Below are 24,734 nucleotides of genomic sequence, written 5' to 3' on the forward strand. Positions count from 1 at the left end.
CAACAAGATGCAAGACAACGTCGGTGTCATCGGCCTCGGGGCCATGGGTCTGGGCGTCGCCCGTTCGCTGCTGCGCGCGGGTTTCGCCGTGCATGCTTGTGACGTGCGCGCCAGCGTGCTGGAAAGCTTCGCCAGTGAAGGCGGCGTGGCCTGCACCTCGCCTGCGGCCCTGGCCGACAGCTGCGACATCCTGATCACCGTGGTGGTCAATGCCGAGCAGACCGAGGCGGTGCTGTTCGGTGAAGGCGGCGCCGCCTCTGCCCTGCGGCCGGGCAGCCTGGTGATCGCCTGCGCCACCGTGGCTCCGGCCTACGCCGTCGAGCTGGGCGAGCGCCTGGCCCAGCGCGGCATCCTGTTCTTAGACGCCCCGCTCTCCGGTGGCGCGGCCAAGGCCGCCAGCGGCGAGATGACCATGATGACCTCCGGCACCGCGGAGGCCTATGCCAAGGGCGAGGCGGTCCTGGCCGCCATGGCCGGCAAGGTCTATCGCCTGGGCGATGCGCCCGGCCAGGGCTCCAAGGTCAAGATCATCAACCAGCTGCTGGCCGGGGTGCACATCGCCGCCTCCGCCGAGGCCATGGCCCTGGGCCTGCGCGAAGGCGTCGATCCGGACGCCCTCTACGAGGTCATCACCCACAGCGCCGGCAATTCCTGGATGTTCGAGAATCGCGTGCCGCACATCCTCAAGGCCGACTACACCCCGCTGTCCGCCGTGGACATCTTCGTCAAGGACCTGGGCCTGGTGCTGGATACCGCGCGCACCTCGAAATTCCCGCTGCCGCTGTCGGCCACCGCCCACCAGATGTTCATGCAGGCCTCCACCGCAGGCTTCGGTCGTGAAGACGACTCGGCGGTAATCAAGATCTTCCCGGGCATCGAGTTGCCCAAGGCCGCGGAGTGACACCCATGAGCCAGACCGAGACCCGCCCGCTGCTGGGCTGCATCGCCGACGACTTCACCGGCGCCACCGATCTCGCCAACATGCTGGTGCGTGGCGGCATGCGCACCGTGCAGGTGATCGGCGTGCCCGCGGCCGATGCCGAACTGGACGCCGCCGACGCCGTGGTAGTGGCGCTGAAATCCCGCACCACGCCGGCCGCCGAGGCGGTGAGCGAATCCCTGGCCGCCCTTGCCTGGCTGCGCCAGCGTGGCTGCCGGCAATTCTTCTTCAAGTATTGCTCGACCTTCGACTCCACCGCGGAAGGCAACATCGGCCCGGTGGCCGAGGCGCTGCAAGAGGCGCTGGACTGCGACTTCACCCTGGCCTGCCCGGCCTTCCCGGAGACCGGGCGTACCCTGTTCCGCGCTCACCTGTTCGTGCAGGACCAGCTGCTCAGCGAGTCCGGCATGCAGCACCATCCGCTGACGCCCATGGGCGACGCCAACCTGGTGCGGGTGCTGCAGGCGCAGAGCCGCGGCAAGGTAGGGCTGCTGCGCTACGATCAGGTCGCCAAGGGCCCCGAGGCCGTGCGCGCGGCCATCGCCGAACTGCGTACTTCGGGTCATCGCCTGGCCATCGCCGATGCCCTGTCCGACGCCGACCTGCATACCCTGGGCGCGGCCTGTGCCGAGTTGCCCCTGGTCACCGGCGGCTCGGGCATCGCCCAGGGCCTGCCGGAGAATTTCCGCCGCGCTGGCCTGCTCCAGGCGCACGATGCCGCCGCCCTGGCGCTGCCCGCCGGTGGCGAGGCGGTGCTGGCCGGCAGCGCCTCCCAGGCCACCAATGGCCAGGTCGCCGCCTGGCTGGAAGCCGGTCGCCCGGCCCTGCGTCTGGACCCGCTGGCCCTCGCCCAGGGTGACGACAGTATCGACGCCGCCCTCGCCTGGGCGCGTGAGCAGGGCCAGGCCGTGCTCATCTATGCCACCAGTCCCGCCGACGAGGTCAAGGCCTTCCAGCGCGAGCTGGGCGTGGCGCGCGCCGGTGAACTGGTGGAACGCGCCCTCGGCCTGATCGCCCGCGGCCTGTTCGACCAAGGCGTACGCCGTCTGGTGGTGGCCGGTGGCGAGACCTCCGGCGCCGTGGTCCAGGCCCTGGGCGTGCAAAGCCTGCGCATCGGCGCCCAGATCGATCCGGGCGTGCCGGCCACCCTCGGCCAGGTCGCGGGCGAACCCCTGGCCCTGGCGCTCAAGTCCGGCAACTTCGGCAGCCGCGACTTCTTCGCCAAGGCCCTGCGCCAGCTGGCAGGAGAGCAGGCATGAGCGTCGAAGCCCGTCTGCGCGAAGAGATCTGCACCGTCGGCGCCAGCCTCTATGCCCGCGGCTACACCGTGGGCAGCGCCGGCAACATCAGCGCCCGCCTGGAAGACGGCTGGCTGATCACCCCCACCGACGCCTGCCTGGGTCGCCTGGATCCGGCGGCCATCGCCAAGGTCGGCCTGGATGGCGACTGGGTCTCCGGCGACAAGCCATCCAAGACCCTGGCCCTGCATCGCCAGGTCTACGACCGCAATCCCGGCGTGGGCGGCGTGGTGCACACCCACTCCACCCACCTGGTGGCCCTGACCCTGGCCGGGGTCTGGCGCCCGGACGACATCCTGCCGCCGATCACCCCCTACCAGGTGATGAAGGTCGGCCATATCCCGCTGATCCCCTATGCCCGTCCCGGCGCCGCCAGCGTCGCCGAGCAGGTGGCGCAACTGGCCAACCGGGTTCGCGGCGTGATGCTCGAACGCCTCGGCCCGGTGGTCTGGGAGAGCAGCGTGAGCAAGGCCAGCTTCGCCCTGGAGGAGTTGGAAGAAACCGCGCGGCTGTGGCTGCTCAGCGAGCCGCGCCCGGCGCCGCTCGATGCCGCCGCCCTGGCCGAACTGGCGGAGACCTTCGGCACCGTCTGGTGACCTGAAGCCCGCGCTACCGCAACACCCCCACGATGGCCCTCGCCGGCCGTCGCGGGACCGGCTTGCCCTGGAAAAACAACAATAGCGAGGAAAGTGCCATGTCCCACGTCGTCAGCCTCACCTGCCCGGAGTCCCGCTCATGAGTCCGTTGCTGCTGGTCCTCATCGCCGCGGCGGGCATCGCCCTGCTGCTGTTCCTGGTTCTCAAGTACAAATTCCAGCCCTTCGTGGCGCTGATGCTGGTGAGCATCCTGGTGGCCCTGGCCGCTGGCGTGGAACCGTCCAAGCTGGTCGCCACCATCGAAGGCGGCATGGGCAAGATCCTCGGCCACATCGCCATCATCATCGCCCTGGGCGCCATGATCGGCCGCATCATCGAACTCTCCGGCGGCGCCGAGGCCCTGGCCAAGACGCTGATCGAGCGCTTCGGCAACAGACGCACGCCGCTGGCCCTGACCCTGGCCGGCTTCCTGGTCGGCATCCCGGTGTTCTTCGAAGTCGGCGTGATCGTGCTGATGCCGCTGGCCTATGGCATCGCCCGCACCGCGCGCAAGCCGCTGATCGTCTTCGCCCTGCCGATGTGCGCCACCATGCTCACCGTGCACGCCATGCTGCCGCCCCACCCGGGCGCCGTGGCCGCCGCCGGCCAGCTGGGCGCCGACCTGGGTCGGGTGCTGCTGTTCGGCCTGCCGATCACGGCCGTGCTGGCCCTGATCGGCTGGTGGGTGGCCGGGCGCATGACCCGCCGTCACTACCCCATGACCGATGACATCCGCAGCGACGTCTATGGCCCGCAGATCACCGACACCCATCTGCAGCAGTGGGGCCGCGGCCAGGACATGGCCCCTGGCCTGCCCAGCCTCGGCGCCGCCGCGGTCAAGGTCGACGAGACCCCGGCCGGCCTCGCCGCCGGTCTGCCGCCCGCACCAGCCCCCGGCTTCGGCCTGGTGGTGACCCTGATCCTGTTGCCCATCGTGCTGATCCTGCTGGGCACCCTGGCGACCAGTTGGCTGCCCGCCGGCAACCTGCTGCGGGACATCCTCACCGTGGTCGGCGCGCCCCTGGTGGCCCTGCTGATCGACACCCTGCTGTGCGCCTATGTGCTGGGCTTCCGCCGCGGCTGGTCGCGCGAGCAGGTCTCGGACGTCATCGGCTCGGCGCTGCCCGGCGTGGCCATGGTCATTCTCATCGCCGGCGCCGGCGGCGTCTTCGGCAAGGTGCTGGTGGACACCGGCATCGGCGCGGTGGTCTCGGAGCTGCTGCGCGCCACCGGCCTGCCGGTGCTAGCGCTGGGCTTCGTGCTGACCCTGCTGCTGCGCGCGGTCCAGGGTTCCACCACCGTGGCCCTGGTCACCACCGCTGGCATCCTCGGTCCGCTGATCGCTACCCTGGACCTCTCGGCCAACCACATGGCCCTGCTCTGCCTGGCCATGGGCGCCGGTGGTCTGGCCGTGTCGCACATCAACGACGCCGGCTACTGGATCTTCACCAAGCTGGTCGGCCTGAGCGTCGCCGACGGCTTGCGTACCTGGACCGTCCTGACCACCCTGCTGGGGTGTCTGGGCTTCGCCATTACCCTGCTGCTCTGGCCCTTCGTCTGATCTGGGAGACAAGCCATGCCCCGCTTCGCCGCCAACCTCAGCATGCTCTACCCCGAGCATGCCTTCCTCGACCGCTTCGCCGCCGCCGCGGCGGATGGCTTCCAGGCCGTGGAATACCTCTTTCCCTATGAGCACTCCGCCGCCGAGATCAGGACCCGGCTGGATGCCGCCGGCCTGACCCAGGTGCTGTTCAACGCCCCGCCCGGCGACTGGGCCGCCGGCGAACGCGGCCTGGCCGCCCTGCCCGGTCGCGAGGCCGAATGCCGCGCCGGCATCGACCGCGCCCTGGAATACGCCGCCGTGCTGGGCAATCGCCTGGTACACGTGATGGCCGGGCTGCTGCCCACCGGGGTCGACGGCGCCCGCGCCCGCGACACCTACCTGGGCAACCTGGCCCATGCCGCCGAGCAGGCGGCCAAGGCCGGGGTGACGATCCTCATCGAGCCGATCAACCCGCGCGACATGCCCGGCTATTTCCTCAATCGCCAGGACGACGCCCAGGCCATCCGCCAGGCCATAGGCGCCAGCAATCTCAAGGTGCAGTTCGACTGCTACCACTGCCAGATCGTCGAGGGCGACGTCAGCAAGACCTTCGAACGCGACTTCGCCGGCATCGGCCATGTGCAGATCGCCGGCGTGCCCGATCGCCACGAACCGGACCTGGGCGAGTTGCACTATCCCTACCTGTTCGAGCGCTTCGACGCCCTCGGCTACGACGGCTGGATCGGCTGCGAATACCGTCCGCGGGGCGACACCTCGGCCGGGCTGGAGTGGCTGCGCAAACTGAAGGCTTGAAAGCCGTAGGTTGGGCTGAGCACAGCGAAGCCCAACACCTCGCAACGCCGGTCGCGTGCCCTTGTTGGGCTTCGACGAAAGAGCCGTCTCAGCCCAACCTACGATCAGGCACCGTGCCCGGCGAGGCTGGAGTGGCTGCGCCAGTTGCAGGCGTAAACCCGTAGGTTGGGCTGAGCACAGCGAAGCCCAACACCTCGCAACGCCAGTCGCGTGCCCTTGTTGGGCTTCGACGAAAGAGCCGTCTCAACCCAACCTACGTCAGGCACCGTGCCCGGTGCCGATACCTCGGCGAGGCTGGAGTGGCTGCGCCAGTTGCAGGCGTGAACCCGTAGGTTGGGCTGAGCACAGCGAAGCCCAACACCTCGCAACGCCAGTCGCGCGCCCTTGTTGGGCTTCGACGAAAGAGCCGTCTCAACCCAACCTACGTCAGGCACCGTGCCCGGTGCCGATACCTCGGCGAGGTTGGAGTGGCTGCGCCAATTGCAGGCGTGAACCCGTAGGTTGGGCTGAGCACAGCGAAGCCCAACACCTCGCAACGCCAGTCGCGCGCCCTTGTTGGGCTTCGACGAAAGAGCTGTCTCAGCCCGACCTACGGTTGAGCCCTATTCACCGCCATGTACCGATGCCTAGGCGCGGCCGCCGATGCGGCCGCGGGGCAACCGTAGGAGCGGCCCATGGCCGCGATGAAGCTTCCCGTCCCCCTACACCTCCACCACCGCCAACGGCTGCCCCAGCCGCCGCCGGAATTCCTCTAGAAAGGCCGGGGCGAAGGCCCGCGCCGGCCAGTGGTTGAAGATGAAGCCCAGGTCGGAAAAGGCGCAGGGTTGGGGAAAGTCGAATCCGTTGATGTCGTCTTCGTGGTCGCATTCCGGGCAGGCGAAGTTGTCGCTTTCCGCCGGCATCCAGACTTCCAGGTGCTCGAACAGCGCCTCGCCGATCTCGCGACGGCAGGCAGGGCAGCGCGCGCGACCCTCGAAGCCGTCCAGCGGAGTGAAGATGCAGCGCTCGGTGACGATCTCCAGGCCACCATCGGGATAGTCGCGCGGATCGTCCATGCCCGGCGTCAGGTGCAATACCTCGGTCAGTCGCGGTCCCGGCGCATGGCCGCGCCGTCCGCGGCTGGGCAGGCAGGGCGAGGCCTCGGCCCTGACCACACCGCTGGCGGCGAGCCAGCCAAGGATCTCCACGGCGGTACGCTCCACTCGCGGATGGCTGGAAATGCGGGGAGCGAGGATGGTCTGGCGCAGGGTCATGGAACGCGGGTCTCGGCAAAGGGGGCGCGCAGCTTAATCCCCTGCTCGCCCCACGCCCAGAGCTGCTAAGGTGAGGCCGACGAAAGCCACAGAAAGCGCCCCATGTTCAAGGATCCCTTCGCCCGCCTCGGTCTAGACCGCGAGGTGCTCAGCGTCAGCCAGCTCAACAGCCGCGCCCGGGTGCTGCTGGAAGATGTCTTCGCCCAGGTCTGGGTCGAGGGCGAGATCTCCAACCTGGCCAAGCCTGCCTCGGGCCATCTGTACTTCACCCTCAAGGACGGCCAGGCCCAGGTGCGTTGCGCGCTGTTCCGCCAGCACGCCGGTCGGGTACGGCAAGCCCTGCGCGACGGCCTGGCGGTCAAGGTACGCGGCAAGGTCTCGCTGTTCGAGGGCCGCGGCGACTACCAGCTGATCCTCGACAGCGTCGAGCCGGCCGGCGACGGCGCCCTGCGCCTGGCCTTCGAGGCCCTCAAGGAGCGCCTGGCCACCGAAGGGCTGTTCGCCGCCGAGCGCAAGCGCCCGCTGCCCGCTCATCCCCAGCGCATCGGTATCGTCTCCTCGCCCACCGGCGCGGTGATCCGCGACATCGTCAGCGTCTTCAAGAGACGCGCGCCCCAGGTCGAGCTGACGCTGATTCCCACCGCGGTGCAGGGCCGCGAGGCCACCGGCCAGATCGTCCGCGCCCTGCAACTGGCCGACCGCCAGGGCTTCGACGCCCTGATCCTGGCCCGCGGTGGTGGCTCCCTGGAAGACCTCTGGTGCTTCAACGAAGAACCCGTGGCCCGCGCCCTGGCGGCCTGCCAGACCCCGGTGGTGAGCGCCGTGGGTCACGAGACGGACGTTTCCATCGCCGACTTCGTCGCCGATGTCCGCGCCCCTACCCCTTCGGCGGCGGCGGAATTGCTCGCCCCCCATAGCGCCGACCTGCGCCAGCGCCTGGACGGTCTGCACCGCCAGTTGCTCCTGCGCATGCGCGAGCGCCTGGCACGCGAGCGCCTGCGCCTGGACGCCTGCAGCCGGCGCCTGCGTCATCCTGGCGAGCGCCTGCGCCAGCAGGCCCAACGCCTGGATGATCTGGATCTGCGTCTGCGACGCGCCTATGTCATCGCCCAGAATCGCCGCCGCGATCGCCTGGCCCACCTGGATACCCGCCTGGCCGGCCAGCATCCAGGGCGTCATTTGGCGTTGCTGCGCCAGCGCCTGGAGCAGCTAGCCGAACAACTGCCCCGGGTCATGCAACGACAGCTGAAGGAACGTCAGCAACGCCTGGCTGGCACCGTCCAGACCCTGCAGATCGTCAGCCCCCTGGCCACCCTGGGCCGTGGCTACAGCATCCTCCTCGACGAACGCGGCCAGGCCGTGCGTGCGGCCGGCCAGGTACAGCCGGGTCAGAAGCTCCAGGCCCGCCTGGCCGAGGGCGAGCTGGAGGTGCGGGTGCTGGACAATCACCAGGCGCCGGTCACCCTGTCGCTGCTGGACTGACGCCGGCGCCTCAGGGCGCCTTGGTCCCTGGGTTGCCATGCTCCACGGTGCGATCAGGCGACTGAGTGGCCGGATCGCTGCCAGGCGCGCTCTTCTGCACCACCTCGCTGCGCTGGGGCGGCGGGGTTTCCGGTGGCTTGTCGCAACCGGCGAGTAGCGCACTCAGGGTAAGCAGGGCCAGGCTGCTGGCGATGGGACGGACCATGGTCTTCTCCTCTGGGTTTCAGGGAGGACCTCGGGATTTCCCGGTGCGTTCCCACGCTGGCCAACGGCCAGCCGGTCGTCGGCCCCGGCGACTTTCTCTACGGCCAAGGCAGTCGTACCTGTAGCACCGGACCGTCCGGTCACCCCTACAAGGACCCTGCCATGCCCAGACCCGCCCTCTCCCGCCTCGCCCTGGCCACCCTGCTGACCGCCCTGCCTCTGGCCCCCGTCGCCCTGGCCGCCGACTCCAGCGCCAAGCTGGAAAAGGTCGCCAGCTTCGATCACCAGGTCACCGGCGTCACCGTCAGCGAGAGCGGCCGGATCTTCGTCAACTTCCCGCGCTGGACCGAAGACAGCGAGGTCTCGGTAGCTGAACTCAAGCCCGACGGCAGCCTGGTACCCTATCCGGACCCGGCCTGGAATGGCTGGCGCAACGCCAAGCGCGATGAGCTGACGCCAGGCAATCACTGGGTCTGCGTGCAATCCGTGGTGGCCGACGGCCGAGGCAATCTCTGGGTCATCGACCCGGGCGCCCCAGCCCAGGCTCTGGTGGTGCCAGGGGCACCCAAGCTGGTCAAGATCGATCTGGCCAGCAACCAGGTGAGCAAGGTCTATGCGCTGGACGAGAGCGTGGCGCCCCAGGGCAGCTATCTCAACGACATGAGATTCAGCCCGGACGGTCGCCATGCCTACATCACCGACTCCGGCGCCCGTGGCGCCCTGGTGGTGCTGGACCTGGAGAGCGGCAAGGCCCGCCGCGCCCTGGATGGCGACCCCAGCACCCAGGCCGAGAAGGGCGTCAAGGTCAAGGCCGACGGCGAGCCGCTGATGCGCCCCGATGGCCGCGGCGTGGAATTCTCCGCCGACGGCATCGCCCTTTCCCCGGCCGGTGACTACCTCTACTGGCAAGCGGTCAAGGGCAACACCCTCTATCGCATCGCCACCGCCAGCCTGCAGAGCGACGACCTCGCCAGCCTGCCGGCCAAGGTGGAAAAGGTCGGTGAGAACGGTCCGGCCGATGGTCTGCTGATGGATCCGCAAGGGCGCCTCTATGTCAGCGCTGTGGAAGAACATGCGGTGAAGATCCGCGAGAACGGCCAGCTCACCACCCTGTTACAGGACAAGAAATTGATCTGGCCGGACACCTTTGGTCGCGGTCCGGATGGCACCGTCTATGTCACGGACTCGCGCATCCCCGAGATGAATTTCTTCGATCCCAAGCAGGAGCCGGCGCTGGAAACCGTGCTCTACAAGATCGTCCCCAACTGACGAACAGAGCCGCAGGTGCCTTGCCCTGCGGCCCTCGCCTGCTCCAGCATGGGCGTTTTCGCTGTTGGAAAACCCCATGCCCCGCCTGCTGCCGCTGCTCTGCTGCCTGTTCCTCGCTCTGCCCGCCCACGCCGGCACCTACCTGCAACGTCTGCTGGACAAGCCGGTGCCGGGCGGCGTCGCCGTGGTCCCCATCCCCGGTGACGCCGCGCCGCGGGTGCGCTACCAGGGCAAGCCGGTGCTGGTGGTCAAGGACGGCAATGGCTGGGTGGCCATCGTCGGTATCCCCCTGGGCACGGCCACAGGCCGCCAGCCATTGGAGGTCGCCGGCGCCGCGCCCCAGGCCTTCACGGTTGGCAGCCGTCACTACGCCGAGCAGCGCATCACCCTGAAGAACCAGCGCCAGGTCACGCCCAATCCCGAGGATTTGAAGCGTTTCGAGCGCGAACTGGCCGAGCAGCAGGCCGCCTACCGACTGTTCTCCCCCAACCAGCCCAGCAATCTGCTGCTGGACAAACCCGTAGACGGCCCGCTCTCTAGCCCCTTCGGTCTGCGCCGCTTCTTCAACGGCCAGGAGCGCAATCCGCATTCGGGGCTGGACTTCGCGGTACCCGCCGGCACCCCGGTCAAGGCCCCGGCCGCCGGCAAGGTGGTGCTGGTGGGCGACTACTTCTTCAACGGCAAGACGGTGTTCGTCGACCACGGCCAGGGGCTGATCAGCATGTTCTGCCACCTGTCCCGCGTCGACGTCCAGGTCGGCCAGGAGATGCCCCGCGGTGGCGTGGTCGGTCGCGTCGGCAGCACCGGGCGCGCCACCGGTCCGCATCTGCACTGGAACGTCAGCCTCAACGACGTGCGGGTCGACCCGAGCATCTTCATCGGGGCCTTCAAGCCCTGATCGACAACAAACAATTGGTTGCAGTCAGGGGCATTGCCAGGCGTCCGGCACTGGCTTAAAAGAGACGCCCTCCTCTGCCCAGACCTGGAACCGCCATGACCCCAAGACCCCGCTTCGGCAGCGCCCTCGGCAGCATTCTGCTGGTCGCCGCCGCCTGCTACCTGCTCGTGGGCTTCTCCCAGGGCTTCGTACTGTCGGCCTGGTCCTGGCGCACCTGGGTGGTCTACGCCGTGCTGGTCAGCGTCTATCCCATCGGCCTCTACGCCGGCTGGTGGAAGAAGCGCGAGCCGGTGGAGCGCTAGGCGGGCTACCGCCAACCGTGGCGGGCATAGGCCCGTTTCAACCGCTCCTCGCGCGAGCTGAACAGATCGCCATCCGCCAGGCCGCTCGCGGCCAGTAGCCGATCTTCCAGCTCGGTCTGGCTTTCGAGCCGACCGTCCGGGTGGATATGCGTCACCGCCAGGCCCCGCTGCACCAGACAGGGCGCCACCAGCAGGCCACGATGACAGGTCAGGGGATCGCGCTCGGCGCACAGCAGGGCGATCCGCCAGCGTGCCTGGCCTTGTTCCAGGCGCAGCAGCCCCTGCTGAAACAGCGCGCTGGCGGCCAGGCGGTCATAACGTACCTGCCCATCCTCGTAGTGCACCGGATCCGGACTGCGCGCACCCAGCTCCCGCCCCAGGAACACATAGGCGATCCCGGCCACGGCCAGCCCCTCGCGCAAGGCCTCCCGGCGATACTGGGGCACATGACGGCTATAGGGTTGCGAGCGCACATCGGCCACCGCGGTCACCCCGTGCGCCTGCAGCAGTTCGATATAGCGCGCCAGCGGATGATTGGAATGGCCGAGGGTCAGGATCATGGCCGCTCAACGCCGGGAGTCGAGGCGATACAGCCCGCCGATGGGGCACTCCAGGCGGTTGCCCCGGGCATCGGTGGAGACCAGGAAGTCGCCCGGACGCAGGCCGGCGGCCCGCGAGCGATAGCCCAGCCGATTGCCGGCAGCCAGGTTGCGGCAGGGCACGGCGAAGTCCACCAGATAGGCGCGGCCAAGCCCGGTCCCCAGCGCCAAGTGGCGGGTGTCCAGGTAGTGCCAGCCGGAGAGATCGAAGCCCAGGATGGTGTCCACGGCAGCGCCCTGCCGATAGCCCAGATCGGCCAGGCGATCATCCAGGGGCGGTGGAGCGAAGGGGCGCCCGACGCACCCGGCGAGCAGCAATGTCGCGGCGACGGTAAGAACAGCAGCTAAGGGACGCATGGATATCTTCCTGAAAGGGCTGAACCTAGGACCGACCGCAGATGACGAATACGGCAAGCAGGGCGCAGCTTTGCTAACGTGGCGTCCGTAGTATCCCGTCAAGAGACCCCCTATGCCCACGGCCCTGACCCGACTGATCGACGACCTCGAAAAACACCCCCAGCTGCTCACCCTGGTCGCCTGCCTCGGCCTCCTGCTGGCCGCCTGGGTCCTCAACTGGATCGTCAAGCGCATCCTGGTGCGCGGCTTCTATCGCCTGCTGCGTAGCACCTCCTTCGGCCAGGATCACGAACTCAATCACCACAGAGTCATCGGCCGGCTGGCCAACATCGTCCCGGCCCTGGTGCTCTCGATCGGCATCGAGCTGGTGCCGGGTCGCCCCGATGCCCTGGTCACCGTGGTGCAGAACGTCTGCAGCGCCTTCATCGTGCTGACCATCGCCCTGGCCCTGGGCAGCGCCCTGAACATGGTCAACGTGCTCTATTCGCGGCGCCCTTCGGCGCGGCTCAAGCCGATCAAGGGCTACGTCCAGGTCAGCAAGATCGTCATCTACGCCATCGCGGTCATCCTGATGATCGCCACCCTGATCGACCGCTCGCCGCTGATCCTGCTCTCCGGCCTCGGCGCCATGGCCGCGGTGCTGCTGTTGATCTTCCAGGACACCCTGCTCTCCCTGGTGGCCAGCGTGCAGATCTCCAGCAACGACATCATCCGCGTCGGCGACTGGATCGAGATGCCCCAGCTCAACGCCGATGGCGACGTCATCGACATCGCCCTGCACACGGTCAAGGTGCAGAACTTCGACAAGACCATCACCACCATCCCCACCAAGAGATTCATCACCGATTCCTTCCGCAACTACCGCGGCATGCAGGAGGCCGGTGGCCGGCGCATCAAGCGGGCGCTCAACATCGACCAGAACAGCGTGCACTTCCTCAGCGACGCCGAGCGCGAGCACCTGCACCGCTTCAACCTGCTGGACGACTACCTCACCGCCAAGGAACAGGAACTGGCGGACTGGAATCGCAAGCTGGAAAAGCGCGGCCAGGAACCGGTCAACACCCGCCGGGTCACCAACCTGGGCACCTTTCGCGCCTATGTCGAACGCTATCTGCGCGCCCATCCCGGGGTCCACCAAGGCATGACCCTGCTGGTGCGCCAGATGCCGCTCTCCAGCGAGGGTCTGCCGGTGGAGATCTACTGCTTCACCAACACCACGGTGTGGGCGCAATATGAGGGTATCCAGGGGGACATCTTCGATCACCTACTCTCCATCCTCCCGGAATTCGGCCTCCATGTATTCCAGCACCCGAGCGGACGCGACTTTCGCGGACGCCTGGAACCACGCGAGGCCATGACCTCCCTGGGCGAACCGGGCACCCCGGCGCCCTGATCGCCCGCCCCAGGCCTAAGGAAAGACCATGATCGTCGTCCACCACCTGAACAACTCCCGCTCCCAGCGGGTGCTCTGGCTGCTCGAAGAACTCGGCATCGAGTATCGGGTACAGCGCTACGAACGGGCCGCCGGCGGGCTGTTCGCGCCGCCGGAATTGCGCAAGGTGCACCCGCTGGGCAAGTCGCCGGTGATCGTCGACGGCGACCTGACCCTAGCCGAATCCGGTGCCATCGTCGACTACCTGGCACGGCGCTACGGGCCGCAACTGCTGCCGGCCCAGGACAGTCCCGAGTTCGTGCGCTACACCTACTGGCTGCACTATGCCGAGGGCTCGGCCATGACGCCGCTGCTGCTCAAGCTGGTGTTCGACCGTATCGCCACCTCGCCCATGCCCTTCTTCGCGAGACCCATCGCCAAGGGCATCGCCGCCAAGGCCACGGCCAGCTTCATCCAGCCGCAACTGGACCTGCACCTGGACTACCTGGAAAGCCAGCTGGGCGCCAGCGGCTGGTTCGTCGGCGACAGCTTCACCGCGGCCGACATCCAGCTCAGCTTCCCCCTGGAAGCCGCCGCCGCCCGCGCCGGCCTCGACAACGGCAAGCGCCCCAGGCTGGTGGACTTCCTCAAGCGCATCCATGCCCGCCCGGCCTATCAGCGCGCGCTGGAACAGGGCGGCCCCTACGTCTACGCCTGAGACTCGAACGCCGATACCGGCACCCCGTAGGTTGGGCTGAGGCAGCTCCATCGCCGAAGCCCAACAGGCGCAGGGTGCCATGGGTGTTGGGCTTCGCTGACGCTCAACCCAACCTACGCTGCATCCGGCTGCCTCGACAGGCCACCTCTCCCCCTGGGCGAGGGTTGGGGTGAGGGTCCCCCTCCCTCACTGCCGCATCGGCATCCGGTCGACCGTGCCGAACAAGGCCTTGAGCGACCACCCCTGCTCTTCGCGCACCTTGATCCCACCATCCTTACCTACCAGATAAAGCGTCGCCGGCTGCACGGCGCGGGCGTCCAGCGCCTTGAGCAGCGCCCGGGTCTGCTCCGGACGCAATGGCTGGTCGTTGCGGCTGGCGGCGCCGGCCACCACGGTATAGAGCACCATGTCCCGTTCGACGAAGGCTTCGCGATTGGCCGGTTGCGCCAGCTCCTCGCGCAGCTTCACCACCTGGGGATCGTTCGCCGTCGGCGCGACCAGGATCAGCGGTCGGGTCTTCCAGCGTTCCGCCTCCAGGGGGTTGTCGGCCGCCTGGGCCGTCGAGGCCAGACCGGCGATCAGGGTGGTCGCCAGGCCTACCAGTGCGAGGGTCTTCATGGACGCCTTCCTTCCGTTCGGTTGCCAAGAGTCGTCCAGCATTGACCTCGGTCCGGCGTCAGGGATCGCCCTGGCGATTTCGGGTTACACAAAAACCGCCAGGCCCACTGTTCATAAATCACCAATAGGGAGCCCTACATAGCAATAAATCGTCGGCTGTAAAGTCTAGACGACCATTCCTGCCAATTTTAAAAAGAAGATTGCGAGCCCTACCCTGAGCGGACTACCGTTAGCGCCATGCACAACGCCCATACCCTCATCCTCCTCCGGCAGCACCGCTGCCTGCGACTGGTCAGTCCACGACTGCGAAGCTCGACCGCGCTCGCTTCGTAAGTCCCGACCACGCCCAAGGAAAGAATCGCCATGACCATGCTTAAAGATCCCTCGCAGAAGTACCGTCCCTTCACGCCCGTCGCCCTGCCCGACCGCACCTGGCCGGACAAGGTCATCGACAAGGCGCCGATCTGGCTGTCCACCGACCTGCGCGACGGTAACCAGTCGCTGATCGAGCCGATGGATGCCGAGAAGAAGATGGCCTTCTTCAAGTGCCTGGTCGCCGTGGGCCTGAAGGAGATCGAGGTGGGCTTCCCCTCCGCCTCCCAGACCGACTTCGATTTCGTCCGCGAGCTGATCGAGGGCGGGCACATCCCCGATGACGTCACCATCCAGGTGCTGACCCAGGCCCGCGACGACCTCATCGAGCGCACCTTCGAGTCGCTCAAGGGCGCCAAGCGCGCCATCGTCCACTACTACAACGCCTGCGCACCGAGCTTCCGCCGCATCGTCTTCAACCAGGACCAGGCGGGCGTCAAGGCCATCGCCGTGGCCGCCGGCCAGACCATCGTGCGCCTGGCCGCCGAGCGCCCGGAGACCCAGTGGGGCTTCGAGTATTCCCCCGAGGTGTTCAGCTCCACCGAGACCGACTTCGCCGTCGAGGTGTGCAACGCGGTGATCGCGGTGTTCGCGCCGACCCCGGCCAACAAGCTGATTCTCAACCTGCCGGCCACCATCGAGTGCGCCACGCCCAACAACTACGCCGACCAGATCGAGTGGTTCGGCCGCCACATCGATCGCCGCGACAGCGTGCTGATCAGCGTCCACACCCATAACGACCGCGGCACCGGCGTCGCCGCCTCGGAACTGGCGGTGATGGCCGGCGCCGATCGCGTCGAAGGCTGCCTGTTCGGCAACGGCGAGCGCACCGGCAACGTCTGCCTGGTGACCCTGGCGCTCAACCTCTACACCCAGGGCGTCGATCCCGAGCTGGACTTCTCCGACATCGACGCCGTGCGCAAGACCGTCGAGGAGTGCAACCAGCTGCCGGTGCACCCGCGTCATCCCTATGTCGGCGACCTGGTCCATACCGCCTTCTCTGGCTCTCACCAGGACGCCATCCGCAAGGGTTTCGCCCAGCAGAAGCCGGATGCGCTCTGGGAAGTGCCCTACCTGCCCATCGACCCGGCCGACATCGGGCGCGACTACGAGGCGGTCATCCGCGTCAACAGCCAGTCGGGCAAGGGTGGCATCGCCTTCCTGCTGGAACAGGAATACGGCATCAGCCTGCCGCGCCGCATGCAGATCGAATTCAGCCAGGTGGTGCAGCGCGAGACCGATCGCCTGGGCCTGGAGATGACCGCGGCGCAGATCCACGGCCTGCTCGAACAGGAATACCTGCAGGCCAAGAGCCCCTATGCGCTGGTCAGCCATAAGCTGCGCGAGGAAGACGGCACCTCCACCGTCGACATCAAGGTCGCCGTCGAAGGTCGTACCGAGCACTGGCACGGTACCGCCAAGGGGCCGCTGGAAGCCCTGGTCGCCTGCCTGCCCCAGGCGGTGGAGATCATGGACTACCACGAGCACTCCATCGGCGCCGGCGCCAACGCCAAGGCCGCCTCCTACATCGAGGTTCGCCTGGAGGGCCAGCGCCCGCTGCATGGCATCGGCATTGACGAGAACATCACCACCGCCAGCTTCCGTGCCCTGCTCAGCGCCCTGAATCGCGCGGTCACCCAGGCCCAGGCCAAGGCTGCCTGAAACTGACATTCGTCAAACTTAAGGGAATGCCCGTCGGCGTTCCCTTTTTTTATGGCGAACCAGCGGAGATACTCCCCGCTTCCTAGGGATCGTCTCGTCTGCCTGGCACCTGCCGGCCGAGCAGCTTGTCTGGATAGGCAATGACTTCCATTCTGTCGCGAAACACCAGCCTGCGGCGTGACATCGCCGCGCTGTCCCTACTGTTCCTGATCAGTTCGGTCCTGTGCATTCTCTTCACCCGCCAGGCCTCCAGCACCGTGGCCACCCTCTGGCTGCCCAATGGGCTGGCGATCGCCTGGCTGCTGCACTCGGCCCGGCGTCGCTGGCCGCTGCAGCTGCTGGCGATCTGGGTGGCTGGCGCCCTGGCCGAATTGCCCTTCAGTGGTGACCCAGCCATTGGAGCGCTCTATTCCCTACCCAACCTGGCGGAGATCCTGTTCGGCGCCTGGCTGCTGCATGGCCGCATCCTCCACCCCGAACGCAACATCGCGGCCATGGGGCGACTGCTGTTCTACGGGGTGCTGATGTCCCCGCTGGCGGGTACCGCCCTGGGGACCCTGATCGCCGCGCAGCAGGGCAATCCCGAGCTGCTGAGGGTGGCCATGCACTGGTACCTGGGCGACGCCCTTGGCCTGCTGGTGGTGATGCCCCTCGCCTTTCTTCGCCGCCCCTTGCAGTGGCAGCAATTCAGCCGCCAGGGTGCCCGCGAATTCCTCGCCCTGCTGCTGATCAGCCCTGTGCTGGTGCTCGGACTGCTGGCCTATGTGCCCTATCCCTTCGTCTATGTCTCCACCCTGCTGCTGCTGATGACCCTGAGGCTCACCGCCCTGGGTACCGCGGTGGTGGGCGGCCTGAACATCCTGATCTTCACCTACTTGGTGGCTCACGGCTACCTGCTTGGCGCCCCTGCCGTCTCACTGATGCAGGAGGCCCTGACCTACATCCCGGTGGCGCTGATGCAGATTCCACCGCTGCTGCTGGCCGCCGCCGTGGAGCAGAGCCGTCATCACAACCAGCGCCTGGCGCGCAACGAGGCACGCTTCCGTCATGCCCTGAGCACCGCGCCCTATGGCATGGCGCTGCTGTCGGTGGATGGGCGTCTGAGCCAGGTGAACGCGGCCCTGGAAGCCATGCTCGGCTATCCGCGCCACAGTCTCGACGGCCGGCTGCTCAAGGAGTTGATCGCCGATCCCGAAGAACAGCTGACGGTCCAGGAAGGTGAACAGACCCGGCGCCTGCTGCACCGTGATGGCCAGGGCTTGTGGATGCAACTGGCGCTGTCGCCCGACCACGACGACGGCGACCTGCTCAGCGGCTACCTGTTGCAGGCGCGCGACATCGATGCCCAGCGCCGTGCCGAGGCGACCAACGCCCGGCTCCGGGAGCGCCTGCAACTGGCCATTCGCGCCAGCAACGTGGGCATCTGGGAGTGGGATACCCGCAGTCCGGGCTTCAATGCCGATGCCCGCCTGCGTGACCTGTATGGCATCGCCCCAGACAATCTCAGCCGGGACATGGACTTCTGGCTCACCTTCATCCATCCGGATGACAAGGCACTCTCGCTGGAGGTGTTCGAGAAGGTCGTCAGCGCCTCGATGTCCTACACCTTCAACTTCCGCATCAATCGCGGCGGCCCTGGGGGCGAGGTGCGGCACATCCGCTCCGAGTTGATCTCGGTGGTCGAGGCCGATGGCCACGTCCGCCTGGTCGGCAGCAACAGCGACGTCACCGAGCACCATCAGCTGACCACGGCCCTCTACGAGGAAAAGGAACGGCTGCAAGTCACCCTGGCCTCCATCGCCGACGCCGTCCTGACCACCGACGTGGACGGTCGCATCCTCTTTCTCAATCCGGTCGCCGAGCAGCTCACCGGCTGGTCGCTGGCGGATGCCCAGGGGCGCCCCCACGAGGAGGTGTTCCTCATCCACGACAGCCAGAGCGATGAGGTGCTGCCCAGCCCGGTGGCCCGTTGCCTGCGCGACCAGACCATCACCTCGCTGGACGAAGGCGCCGTGCTGCTCAGCCGGCACGGTGAGCGACACGAGGTACAGGATTCCGCAGCACCGGTACGCACGGTGGATGGCCACATCATCGGCGCGGTACTGGTGTTCCAGAACGTCACCCATGCCCGCAACCTGCAGCGCGAACTGAGCTACAACGCCTCCCACGACGCCCTGACCGGCCTCTTCAACCGCCTGAAGTTCGAGCAGGAGCTGGAAGCCGCCTGGCAACAGGCCCAGGCCGGCACCACCCAGCATGCGCTGTGCTTCATCGACCTGGATCGCTTCAAGGTGGTCAACGATTCCGCCGGCCATGCCGCGGGCGATCTGCTGCTGCGCGAGCTGGGCACCCTGCTGCGCGATTCCCTGCGCGGCTCCGACGCCGTGGCGCGTATCGGGGGTGACGAATTCGCCTTGCTGCTGCGTGATTGCGATCTGGTGCAGGCCGAGGCCGTCGCCGAAAAGCTCATCGCCAGCATTGGCGCCGTGCGCTTCAACTGGCAAAGCCGGATCTACGACGTCGGTGCCAGCGCCGGCATCGTCGCCATCACCGCCGAGACCCGCAGTCCGGCCGAATTGATGAGCCAGGCCGATGTGGCCTGCTACACCGCCAAGCATGCCGGGCGCAATCGTGCGGCGCTCTATCGCGCCGGCAGCGAAGACGTGGAGCGCCAACACCGCGAGATCCTCATGGCCAGCGGCCTGCGCGAGGCCCTGGAGCAGCACCGCTTCGAATTGCACGCCCAGACCATCGTCCCCACCCGTAGCCGCGGCAGCACGGCACAGCATGTCGAGTTGCTGCTGCGCCTGCGCGATGTCCAGGGCCAACTGATCTCGCCGGCCACCTTCATCCCGGCCGCCGAACGCTTCGGCCTGATGAGCAGCATCGACCGCTGGGTGGTACGTCAGGTGCTGGTCGAACTGGTGCCCTGGCTGCAGGAGCGACCCGAGTTGCACGTGGGCATCAATCTCTCGGGCAACAGCCTGAGCGATCCCGACTTCCTGCCCGAATTGCTGGAGCTGATTGCCGCCTCGCCGCTGGATCCGCAGCGCCTGCTCTTCGAGCTGACCGAGACTGCGGTGATCAACAAGCTCTCGGTGGCCTCCGAACTCATCAGCCAGGTCCGCGGACGCGGCTGCCGCATCGCCCTGGACGACTTCGGCGCCGGCCTCAGCTCCTTCGCCTACCTCAAGCATTTCCGCGTCGACTACGTGAAGATCGACGGCAGCTTCATCCGCACCCTCGATCAGGATCCGCTGGATCGCGCCATCGTCGAGTCCATCAACCAGGTCGCCCACCACTTGGGCGCCGAGACCATCGCCGAATTCGTCGAATCCCAGGCTACCTTCGAGTTGCTCGGCACCATCGGCGTGGACTACGCCCAGGGCTATGCCCTCGGCAAACCCCTTCCTCTGCGCGAGTGGCCGGGGCCGTCGCGCCTCGAACCTTGAGCCCAGGCCATCGGTCGTAACCTGCATGACTTCCCCAACCCGATGAGGATCCCATGCAAACACGTACCCTTGGCCATTCAGACCTCCAGGTGCCGCCGCTCTGCTTTGGTGGCAATGTCTTCGGCTGGACGCTGGACGAGGCCCAGTCCTTTCGCATGCTGGACGCCCTGCTCGAAGCGGGTCTGAATTTCATCGACACCGCCGACGTCTATTCGCGCTGGGCACCGGGCAACAGCGGGGGCGAATCCGAGACCTTGCTGGGCAAGTGGTTCGCCCGCAGTGGCAAGCGTGATCAGGTGATCCTGGCCACCAAGCTGGGCATGGATATGGGTGAGGGCCGCAAAGGTCTCAAGGCCAGCTATGTGCAGCAGGCGGTGGAAGCCTCGCTCAAGCGTCTGCAGACCGATCGCATCGATCTCTATCAGGCGCATTGCGATGACGAGGACACGCCGCTGGAGGAAACCCTGGGCGCCTTCGCCCGGCTGGTGGAACAGGGCAAGGTGCGGGTGATCGGCGCCTCCAACTACGGTGGCCAGCGCCTGCGCGAAGCGGCCCAGGTCGCCGAACGCCTGGGCGTGCCGGCGTACCAGAGCCTGCAGCCTCACTACAACCTGCATGCCCGTCAGGATTACGAGACCGACCTGGAACCGGTGGTCGAGGAACTCGGCCTGGGCGTGATCAGCTACTTCTCCCTGGCCAGCGGCTTCCTGACCGGCAAGTACCGCACCAAGGACGATCTCCAGGGTTCACGCGCGGACATGGTCAAGGGCTACCTGGACGAACGCGGCATGGCCATCCTGGCCGGCCTCGACGAGATCGCCGAAAAGCACGACGCCACCCCGGCCCAGGTCGCCCTCGCCTGGCTGATCGCCCGCCCCAGCATCACCGCCCCCATCGCCAGCGCCACCTCCCAGGCCCAGCTCGACGACCTGGTGGCCGCCACCCGGCTGCAGCTACCGGCCGACGACATCACCCTGCTGAATCAGGTCAGCGCCTATCGCTGAGACTTGGCGCCACCCAACCCACTTCATCGCGGTCATGACGGGCCGCCGTAGGTTGGGCTGAGCGTAGCGAAGCCCAACAGGCCTTGCCTCGAGGCGCCGCCAGTGTTGGGTAGCGATCATAGGATTTAATCGCGGCCATGGGCCGCTCCTACACGCTCCGGTTTAGCCGTAGGAGCGGCCCATGGCCGCGATAGACCGCCCCCTCAACGCACATAATCCAGCGGCAAGGCCGTGCTGTACTTGATCTGCTCCATGGCGAAGCTGGAGCTGACATCGAGCAACCCCGGTACCTGGATCAGCCGTTTGTACACACCATCATAGGCGGCGATGTCCGGTACCACGATGCGCATCAAGTAATCCGTGTCGCCGGCCATGCGATAGAGCTCCACCACCTCCGGAATGGCCGCCACCGCCGCGTGGAAGCGCTGCAGCCAGTCCATGGCGTGCTGGTTGGTGCGCACCGAGACGAAGACGGTAACCCCCACGTTGAGCTGGCGGGGATCGAGCAGCGCCACCCGGGCGCGAATGACCCCCTGCTCCTCCAGCTTCTGGATGCGCCGCCAACAGGCGGTGGTGCCCAGGCCGATGCGCTCGGCGATATCGGCTACCGGTCGGGTGCTGTCCTGCTGGAGGATGTCGAGAATGGCGCGATCGAAGCGATCCATGAAATGCTTTTCCCCAAAAAGGCTTTACAGAGGAATTCTATTCGCATAGACCCCACAGTTAGCGATCGAAAAGCAAATTCCTTTCGAGATGAAGACGCTAGCCTATTCTCATCTGATCGCTCGAGGCCGCCATGGACGCTTATCCCCTGTATTTCGATTACGCCGCCACCACCCCTGTCGACGATGTCGTCATCGAGGCCATGCTGGGTTGCCTGGGGCGCCAGGGCGTCTTCGGCAATCCCGCCTCGCGCGGCCATGCCTTCGGCAACGACGCCCAGCAGGCTGTGGATAGCGCTCGCCAGCAGGTAGCCGCCCTGGTCGGCGCCCAGCCCGCGCAGCTGGTCTGGACCTCCGGCGCCACCGAATCCAACAACCTCGCCCTGCTCGGCGTGGCCCGTCGTCGCGGGCGCGGCCACCTGATCACCAGTTGTCTGGAACACCGGGCGGTGCTCGATACCGCGGCCCAGCTGGAAGCCGAAGGCTTCGCCGTCACCTACCTGGCGCCGAACGCGGCAGGTCTCATCACCCCCGATGCCGTCGCCGAAGCCTGGCAGGAGGACACCTGCCTGGTCTCGCTGATGCTGGTGAACAACGAGCTGGGCACCCTGACCGACATCGACGCCATCGGCCGGCTGGTCCGCGCCCGTGGCGCCCTCTTCCATGTGGACGCCGCCCAGGCCACCGGCAAGGTCGCCATCGACCTGACCGGCCTGGAGGTCGATCTGATGTCCTTTTCCGCGCACAAGACCTACGGTCCCAAGGGCATCGGCGCCCTCTACGTCGGCCCGCGGGCGGAGGGCGCCCTGCAGGCGCAGATCCACGGCGGCGGCCATGAGCGCGGGCTGCGCTCCGGCACCCTGGCCACTCACCAGATCGTCGGCATGGGCACTGCCTTCGCCCTCGCCGGCCAGGCCATGACGCGGGAAAACGAGCGTCTTGGTCAATTGCGCGAGCGGTTCCTGGCAGGGGTGCAGACGTTGAACGGCATGCAGCTCAATGGCTGCGCCCGGCAGCGCATTCCCCATACCCTGAACCTGACCTTCGCCACGCCACTGGACACCGTGGCGCTGCAGCGTCAGTTAGCCTTCTCGACGACCTCGGCCTGCAGTTCGGCCAAGGCGGCGCCCTCCCATGTACTGCTGGGTCTGGGCCTCACCCCTGAACAGGCCGCACGCAGCTACAGATTCAGCCTGGGCCGCTACACCACCGCGGCGGACGTGGACCGGGCCGTCACCCTGATCCACCAGCATGCCGCCCAGCCCGCGCCCTTCTGGGCCTGATCAGTCCAGGCGGAAGGCGTCGGCATCGCGCTGCGCCGGGAAGCGCTCGCGATAGCTGACCAGCTCCGCGGCCGACAGGGTCGTGTGGAAGACGCCGGCCGCCGCGCCGGCCTCGACCAGGGGCTCACCCTGGAAGTCCAGCACCTGGCTGTCACCGGCGTAGGGATGACCGTTGCCGTCGCTGCCAACACGATTCACCGCCGCGACATAGCAGAGATTCTCGATGGCCCGCGCCGGCAGCAGGCGATTCCAGTGGCCGCGGCGCGGCGCCGGCCAGTTGGCGACATAGAGCAGCAGATCGGTATCGTCCTGGGCGCGACTCCAGACCGGGAATCTCAGGTCATAGCAGATCAGCGGGCGGATTCGCCAACCCTTGAGCGTCACCACCAGGCGCTGCTCGCCAGGCGCGTAATGCTCGTGCTCGCCGGCCATGCGAAACAGATGACGCTTGTCGTAGTGCAGCAACTCGCCTTCGGGCGTCGCCCACAGCAGCCGGTTGCGATGCTGTCCAGCTTCGTCCTGCACGATCAGGCTGCCCGTCACCACGGCGCCGATACGTCGGGCCTGTTCTCGTAGCCAGACGGCGGTCGGCCCATCAGCGGGTTCGGCGAGGGCCACCGATTCCATGGAAAAGCCGGTGGTGAACATCTCCGGCAGGATGACCAGGTCGGTCTCGCCCACGGCTGTCAGCAGACGCTCGAAATGGGCGCGATTGGCGGCCGGGTCATGCCAGGCCAGTTCGCTCTGCACCAGCGCCAGGCGCAGGTCTGCGGTAGGAGTCAGATCGCGCATAGCCGCTCCGCCGCCTGCCGCAGGGTGTCTTCGCGCTTGGCGAAGCAGAAGCGCACCAGGCGCAGGTCAGCGGGCGGTGTCTGGTAGAACACCGAGAGCGGAATGGCGGCGACGCCGTGCTCGCGGGTCAGCCATTCGGCCATGGCCACGTCGTCCAGCTCCGGGCGGATGGCGGAATAGTCCACCACCTGGAAATAGGTGCCGGCGGCGCGCTGGAAGGTGAAGCGCGAGTTGCCCAGGAGGTCGCAGAAGAGATCGCGCTTGGCCTGGTAGAAGGCCGGCAGCTCGCTGAGGTGCTCGGGATGGGCGGCCATGAAGTCGGCCAGGGCGGCCTGGATCGGCGTCACCCCGCAGAAGCTCACGTACTGGTGCACCTTGCGCAATTCGGCGGTCAACGCCGGTGGCGCCACCACGTAGCCGGTCTTCCAGCCGGTGACGTGATAGGTCTTGCCGAAGGAACTGACCACGAAGGCGCGGGCATAGAGTTCGTCGTGGGCGATGACGCTGGCATGGCGCTCGCCGTCGTAGACCAGGTGCTCATAGACCTCGTCGCTGACCAGATAGAGATCGCGCCCGCGGATCAGTGCGGCCAGGCGATCCAACTCGGCGGCGCTGACCAGAGCGCCACTGGGGTTGTGCGGGGTATTGAGCACGATGGCGCGGGTACGCGGACTCAGGGCCGCTTCCAGCGCCGTCCAGTCGATACCGAAGCTCGGCAGCGCCAGAGGCACGTGCACGCAGCGCCCGCCGGCCAGTTGCACCGAGGGTTCGTAGCTGTCGTAGCAGGGGTCGAAGACGATCACCTCGTCGCCTGGCCGCACCAGGGTCTGCAGGGCGCAGAACAGGCCCTGGGTGGCCCCCGGCACGATGGTGACCTCGGCCTCGGCATCCACCTCGCGGCCATAGAAATGGGCGACCTTGGCCGCCACCTGCTGGCGCAGCGCCGGCAATCCGGTCATGGGCGCGTACTGGTTGTGGCCCGCCGCGACATGGCGACCGACCGCCGCGAGCAACTCGGCGGGGCCGTCGAAGTCGGGAAAGCCCTGGGACAGATTCAGCGCACCGGTCTGGGCGGCGAGCTGGGACATGCGGGTAAAGATGGTGACGGCGAGGTCGGGAAGCTTGCTCTGGATCATCGCGCGGGCACGGGTCTGGCTGAGAAGACCAGCAGCCTGCGATTTTTTCCGCGCCAGGGCAAGGGAGGGG

Annotated in this window: 23 protein-coding genes; 15 read left to right on the forward strand and 8 right to left on the reverse strand. The window is 67.3% G+C overall.

The genetic code is table 11. The annotated features are described in order from the left end of the window. Positions 1-7: 7 nt before the first annotated feature. From ltnD to otnI, 5 genes are all read left to right on the forward strand, one after another. On the forward strand, positions 8-901 hold the full coding sequence (ltnD, locus tag V6W80_RS17810; protein ID WP_093254444.1) for an L-threonate dehydrogenase: 894 nt from the start codon (positions 8-10) through the stop codon (positions 899-901). Between the two features lie 5 nt (positions 902-906). Continuing rightward, positions 907-2,199 carry a 3-oxo-tetronate kinase gene (gene otnK / locus V6W80_RS17815; protein WP_338544989.1) on the forward strand — a complete coding sequence of 431 codons (1,293 nt, stop codon included), beginning with the start codon at positions 907-909 and terminating at the stop codon, positions 2,197-2,199. Then, positions 2,196-2,834, forward strand: coding sequence for an aldolase (locus V6W80_RS17820; RefSeq protein WP_338544990.1), 639 nt, complete (start codon positions 2,196-2,198; stop codon positions 2,832-2,834). Before otnK ends, V6W80_RS17820 begins: the two co-directional genes overlap by 4 nt. 139 nt (positions 2,835-2,973) lie before the next feature. Further along, positions 2,974-4,434: an SLC13 family permease gene (locus V6W80_RS17825; RefSeq protein ID WP_027601498.1), complete on the forward strand. Its 1,461-nt coding sequence runs from the start codon at positions 2,974-2,976 to the stop codon at positions 4,432-4,434. Positions 4,435-4,449: 15 nt separating this feature from the next. Beyond that, on the forward strand, positions 4,450-5,229 hold the full coding sequence (gene otnI, locus V6W80_RS17830) for a 2-oxo-tetronate isomerase (protein ID WP_338544991.1): 780 nt from the start codon (positions 4,450-4,452) through the stop codon (positions 5,227-5,229). Positions 5,230-5,930: 701 nt separating this feature from the next. On the opposite strand, the gene V6W80_RS17835 is transcribed toward otnI, so the two are convergent. After that, a complete protein-coding gene (locus V6W80_RS17835) occupies positions 5,931-6,482 on the reverse strand; it encodes a sugar ABC transporter ATPase (RefSeq protein ID WP_093254435.1) in 552 nt (183 codons plus the stop codon). Between the two features lie 102 nt (positions 6,483-6,584). Here V6W80_RS17835 and xseA point away from each other — a divergent pair, with 102 nt between their 5' ends. Further along, a complete protein-coding gene (xseA, locus tag V6W80_RS17840; protein WP_338544992.1) occupies positions 6,585-7,964 on the forward strand; it encodes an exodeoxyribonuclease VII large subunit in 1,380 nt (459 codons plus the stop codon). Positions 7,965-7,974: 10 nt separating this feature from the next. Here the strand turns inward: xseA and V6W80_RS17845 are convergent, their stop codons facing one another. Continuing rightward, positions 7,975-8,169 carry a hypothetical protein gene (locus V6W80_RS17845; RefSeq protein WP_017640645.1) on the reverse strand — a complete coding sequence of 65 codons (195 nt, stop codon included), beginning with the start codon at positions 8,167-8,169 and terminating at the stop codon, positions 7,975-7,977. Between the two features lie 161 nt (positions 8,170-8,330). Here V6W80_RS17845 and V6W80_RS17850 point away from each other — a divergent pair, with 161 nt between their 5' ends. The 3 genes from V6W80_RS17850 (at position 8,331) to V6W80_RS17860 (ending at position 10,637) form a co-directional block, all read left to right on the forward strand. Continuing rightward, entirely contained in the window at positions 8,331-9,437 is a 1,107-nt protein-coding gene (locus tag V6W80_RS17850) for an L-dopachrome tautomerase-related protein (protein WP_338544993.1), read from the forward strand. Positions 9,438-9,513: 76 nt separating this feature from the next. Continuing rightward, positions 9,514-10,335 (forward strand): M23 family metallopeptidase, encoded by an 822-nt coding sequence (locus V6W80_RS17855; protein WP_160923297.1) that lies wholly within the window; start codon positions 9,514-9,516, stop codon positions 10,333-10,335. Between the two features lie 95 nt (positions 10,336-10,430). Next, positions 10,431-10,637, forward strand: coding sequence for a hypothetical protein (locus V6W80_RS17860; protein WP_184285910.1), 207 nt, complete (start codon positions 10,431-10,433; stop codon positions 10,635-10,637). A 5-nt stretch (positions 10,638-10,642) separates the two neighbouring features. On the opposite strand, the gene V6W80_RS17865 is transcribed toward V6W80_RS17860, so the two are convergent. Then, entirely contained in the window at positions 10,643-11,197 is a 555-nt protein-coding gene (locus tag V6W80_RS17865; RefSeq protein WP_338544994.1) for a DUF488 family protein, read from the reverse strand. Between the two features lie 6 nt (positions 11,198-11,203). Continuing rightward, entirely contained in the window at positions 11,204-11,593 is a 390-nt protein-coding gene (locus V6W80_RS17870; RefSeq protein ID WP_160923294.1) for a DUF6491 family protein, read from the reverse strand. A gap of 112 nt (positions 11,594-11,705) precedes the next feature. Here V6W80_RS17870 and V6W80_RS17875 point away from each other — a divergent pair, with 112 nt between their 5' ends. Both V6W80_RS17875 and V6W80_RS17880 read left to right on the forward strand, forming a co-directional pair. After that, positions 11,706-12,986, forward strand: a complete 1,281-nt coding sequence (locus V6W80_RS17875; RefSeq protein ID WP_338544995.1) for a mechanosensitive ion channel family protein — start codon at positions 11,706-11,708, stop codon at positions 12,984-12,986. 28 nt (positions 12,987-13,014) lie between these two features. Beyond that, on the forward strand, positions 13,015-13,683 hold the full coding sequence (locus tag V6W80_RS17880; protein WP_338544996.1) for a glutathione S-transferase family protein: 669 nt from the start codon (positions 13,015-13,017) through the stop codon (positions 13,681-13,683). 186 nt (positions 13,684-13,869) lie between these two features. On the opposite strand, the gene V6W80_RS17885 is transcribed toward V6W80_RS17880, so the two are convergent. Beyond that, positions 13,870-14,301: a DUF4174 domain-containing protein gene (locus V6W80_RS17885; protein ID WP_017642318.1), complete on the reverse strand. Its 432-nt coding sequence runs from the start codon at positions 14,299-14,301 to the stop codon at positions 13,870-13,872. 363 nt (positions 14,302-14,664) lie between these two features. Here V6W80_RS17885 and leuA point away from each other — a divergent pair, with 363 nt between their 5' ends. From leuA to V6W80_RS17900, 3 genes are all read left to right on the forward strand, one after another. Next, on the forward strand, positions 14,665-16,335 hold the full coding sequence (gene leuA / locus V6W80_RS17890) for a 2-isopropylmalate synthase (protein ID WP_231354570.1): 1,671 nt from the start codon (positions 14,665-14,667) through the stop codon (positions 16,333-16,335). Between the two features lie 140 nt (positions 16,336-16,475). After that, positions 16,476-19,787 (forward strand): EAL domain-containing protein, encoded by a 3,312-nt coding sequence (locus tag V6W80_RS17895; RefSeq protein WP_338544997.1) that lies wholly within the window; start codon positions 16,476-16,478, stop codon positions 19,785-19,787. Positions 19,788-19,840: 53 nt separating this feature from the next. Then, positions 19,841-20,791, forward strand: coding sequence for an aldo/keto reductase (locus V6W80_RS17900; protein ID WP_064309405.1), 951 nt, complete (start codon positions 19,841-19,843; stop codon positions 20,789-20,791). A gap of 203 nt (positions 20,792-20,994) precedes the next feature. Here V6W80_RS17900 and V6W80_RS17905 read toward each other — a convergent pair whose 3' ends face one another. After that, the gene (locus V6W80_RS17905; RefSeq protein ID WP_184285880.1) at positions 20,995-21,456 is read right to left on the reverse strand and encodes an Lrp/AsnC ligand binding domain-containing protein; all 462 of its coding nucleotides are present in this window, start codon (positions 21,454-21,456) and stop codon (positions 20,995-20,997) included. A gap of 131 nt (positions 21,457-21,587) precedes the next feature. Between V6W80_RS17905 and V6W80_RS17910 the strand changes: the two genes are divergently transcribed. Continuing rightward, a complete protein-coding gene (locus tag V6W80_RS17910; protein ID WP_338544998.1) occupies positions 21,588-22,736 on the forward strand; it encodes an aminotransferase class V-fold PLP-dependent enzyme in 1,149 nt (382 codons plus the stop codon). Here the strand turns inward: V6W80_RS17910 and V6W80_RS17915 are convergent, their stop codons facing one another. Beyond that, positions 22,737-23,528, reverse strand: a complete 792-nt coding sequence (locus tag V6W80_RS17915; RefSeq protein WP_338544999.1) for an amidohydrolase — start codon at positions 23,526-23,528, stop codon at positions 22,737-22,739. After that, positions 23,516-24,664, reverse strand: coding sequence for a pyridoxal phosphate-dependent aminotransferase (locus tag V6W80_RS17920; protein WP_338545000.1), 1,149 nt, complete (start codon positions 24,662-24,664; stop codon positions 23,516-23,518). Before V6W80_RS17920 ends, V6W80_RS17915 begins: the two co-directional genes overlap by 13 nt. Positions 24,665-24,734 lie beyond the last annotated feature (70 nt).

This window comes from Pseudomonas benzopyrenica, assembly GCF_036884265.1.
In the GTDB taxonomy this organism is placed as follows: Bacteria; Pseudomonadota; Gammaproteobacteria; order Pseudomonadales; family Pseudomonadaceae; genus Chryseomonas; species Chryseomonas benzopyrenica.